This window comes from Helicobacter didelphidarum (assembly GCF_003364195.1).
GTDB lineage: Bacteria > Campylobacterota > Campylobacteria > Campylobacterales > Helicobacteraceae > Helicobacter_A > Helicobacter_A didelphidarum.
This window is the reverse complement of sequence record NZ_NXLQ01000126.1, coordinates 1-1,465: the sequence shown is the minus strand read 5'-3', so window position 1 is coordinate 1,465 and position 1,465 is coordinate 1. Positions and strand designations below refer to the sequence as shown.

Below are 1,465 nucleotides of genomic sequence, written 5' to 3'. Positions count from 1 at the left end.
GAAAGGTGCTTGATAAATCCCTACAAGCTTCAGGCTATGAGGCTCATTTAAGGAATGTGGCGTGAAAATGAGTTATAGTATATTATCAATCATTGGAATCTTAGTTGTGGTAGTGATGTTTAGTGGGTGTGGATTTAGATACTTTGACCCACAATATTATGAGTTTAAGGGGTTAGCAGAAAAAGAGAGTGGTTTTTATATAGTTGAAGCAGAATTTTTTGATGAATTTCAACAAGAAAATTTTAAAAATCTTTCAAATGGCTATCGTGTAAAATCTGAAGAAATCACTGACATGACAATAATAAATAGCAGAATATGCGAGTATCGTTTTTCCATGTTGTATTTTATAGATTCTTCAAATAAAAAGCATATAATTTCATATTATAGAGTTTTTAGATATAAAGAACATGGCTTATGGCTAAGAGGTGATGAAGGTAGAGGATTTTGGTGGCAAAACACACAAAACATAGATCACACCTCATGGAATAATGTTTTTTATTATAATAAAGAAAATGGTAGTTTTATTAAAGGAGAATGGTAATGCTAACAAATAGAGAAATGATACAGAAATTTAGAGATTACGCAGATTGTGCTGATGCTAGTTATGCGATGTTACATTATGTGTTTAATGATATAGATTCTATATTCAAATCTATGGAATGCGTATGAGAATGATTTATTTAATCTTTGGAATCTTAGTCGTAATACTTGTATTTAGTGGGTGTGTAAGCACAAGGTTTTTTGACCCCCAATATTATAAGTTTAAGAGGCTAGTAGAAAAAGAGAGTGGTTTGTATATAGTTGATCCAGAGCTTAATAATGAAATGCGACAACCAAGCTTTAAAAGTAGCGATAAGCTATCAAATGGCTATTATGTGGATGCTGAAGATATACAAGCTAAAGAAAGAATAGATAGCAGAATAACAGCATCTTGGATACAGGCGTGGTATTTTATAGATTCTCAAGGCAAAAAGCATATAATTTCATATTGGAGACTTTTTACATATAAAGAACATGGCTTATGGCTAGATGGTGATGAGGGTAGAGGATTTCATTGGGACACTGAAAGAAAATGTAGTTTGCTAGATAGAAGTAAAAAGTTTGTCTTAAAGGATGGTAAGGTAGTGGAAAAATTTATTTCGAATGCGAAGGGTGATAAATGGGTAAAAATAGAGAATTAATTACAAGAATACTTGATTATGCAAATTGTGCTGATGCTTCGTATGCTATGTTGCATTATGTATATGAGAATATAGATTCTGCAAATCCAAATAAAGAATGGTTAGCTGATAATATCACACGATATGATAAGATTCAAAGTGATATTAAAGATGAAAAAGGAGAAGTTTTGCACAAAGCAGGCAACAACACCGCCTATGCTAGAGCCATTGAAGCAAGATTTTGTCAAGATTTAAAAATATATTCTCCAAATGATAACAAGTATATTGAAATAAATAATGACCCT

Annotated in this window: 3 protein-coding genes and 1 pseudogene; all 4 read left to right on the top strand. The window is 31.6% G+C overall.

From position 1 onward, the window contains the following. Positions 1 to 67 precede the first annotated feature (67 nt). A complete protein-coding gene (locus CQA53_RS11380) occupies positions 68 to 541 on the top strand; it encodes a hypothetical protein (RefSeq protein WP_245945914.1) in 474 nt (157 codons plus the stop codon). Further along, complete coding sequence (locus CQA53_RS13630) at positions 541 to 669, top strand: hypothetical protein (protein ID WP_281271194.1); 129 nt, start codon at positions 541 to 543, stop codon at positions 667 to 669. Before CQA53_RS11380 ends, CQA53_RS13630 begins: the two co-directional genes overlap by 1 nt. Continuing rightward, entirely contained in the window at positions 666 to 1,181 is a 516-nt protein-coding gene (locus CQA53_RS11375) for a hypothetical protein (RefSeq protein ID WP_115544014.1), read from the top strand. The genes CQA53_RS13630 and CQA53_RS11375 overlap by 4 nt, the downstream gene beginning before the upstream one ends. Further along, a pseudogene (locus tag CQA53_RS11370) lies at positions 1,160 to 1,465 on the top strand (hypothetical protein); the annotation flags it as partial. The gene CQA53_RS11375 and the pseudogene CQA53_RS11370, both read left to right, overlap by 22 nt.